Raw genomic sequence first — 1121 nt, 5'->3', positions numbered from 1 at the left:
AGAAACATGTATAAATCACAACCGTATTCACAAATCGCTTTCGAAGACTTCAACCAACCAATGGGACTAAAAATGAACCCGAAAAATAGATGGATTGAAAAAGCGGAATGGATCCCTTGGGCTGAACTGGAAAAAGGCTATGCCAAGAACTTTCGCAATCAAAAAGGCAATGTCGCCAAACCGCTTCGTATGGCTCTGGGTGCCCTTTTGATTCAAATAGAATACGGTTATTCTGATGAAGAGACTGTCCTTCAGATCCAAGAAAACCCTTATCTTCAATTCTTTATCGGCTTGCCCGGCTATCAAGAGGAAAAACCATTCGACTCTTCGACGATGGTTTATTTTCGCAAACGCTTGGACGCTGTTACACTGACCGAGATCAATGAAAAAATTACTGAGTACGCCTTAGCCAAAGACAAAGAAAATCAAGATAACGATAACGACACTGATGACGATACAGATTCGAATGATTCAGGGAATGCCGGAACATTGATCTTAGATGCAACTTGTGCACCTCAAAAAATCAAGTATCCTACGGATACAGAACTGCTCAATGAAGCACGTACGCATGCAGAAAAGATGGTAGACGACATTTGTGAAACCAACGGATTCTCTAAGCCTCGTATGTATCGCAAGAAAGCTAGAAAAGACTATTTGTCAATTGTTCGCCGCAAAAGAAAGTCAGCCAAATGGTTGCGCCCTAAAATACGGAAGCTGCTTGGATATGTGCGCCGAGATATCGATTACATCAAAGGCTATCTCGAGCATGGAATCAAACTGAACGAGAAACAACAAAAAACATTCGAAGTTATTTGTCGTATCTATGACCAGCAGAAGGAAATGTTCGATAAAAAGACGCATTCCGTAAAAGACCGGATTGTCAGCTTTTCTCAACCATGGCTGCGACCTATTGTTCGAGGGAAAGCCAAAGCAAAAGTTGAATTCGGCGCGAAGTTAGATCTGAGTATCGATTCAAATGGGATGGCACGGATTGAAAAGACCAGTTTTGATGCCTACAATGAAGCTTCTGTGTTGGTTCAAGCTGTCCGCCGTTTCTACGATCGAAACGGACGTTATCCTGAGCGGGTTCTTGCCGACAAGATCTATCGAAATCGAGAAAA

At 42.4% G+C, this 1121-nt stretch carries 1 protein-coding gene; it reads left to right on the top strand.

What is annotated here, in order from left to right:
- The coding region (locus ACEN36_RS12985; protein ID WP_407103304.1) for an IS5 family transposase at positions 1-1121 on the top strand (1121 nt) is incomplete at both ends.

Source organism: Desemzia sp. FAM 23989 (genome assembly GCF_045528345.1).
GTDB lineage: Bacteria > Bacillota > Bacilli > Lactobacillales > Carnobacteriaceae > Desemzia.
This window is presented reverse-complemented; position numbering and strand designations above follow the sequence as displayed.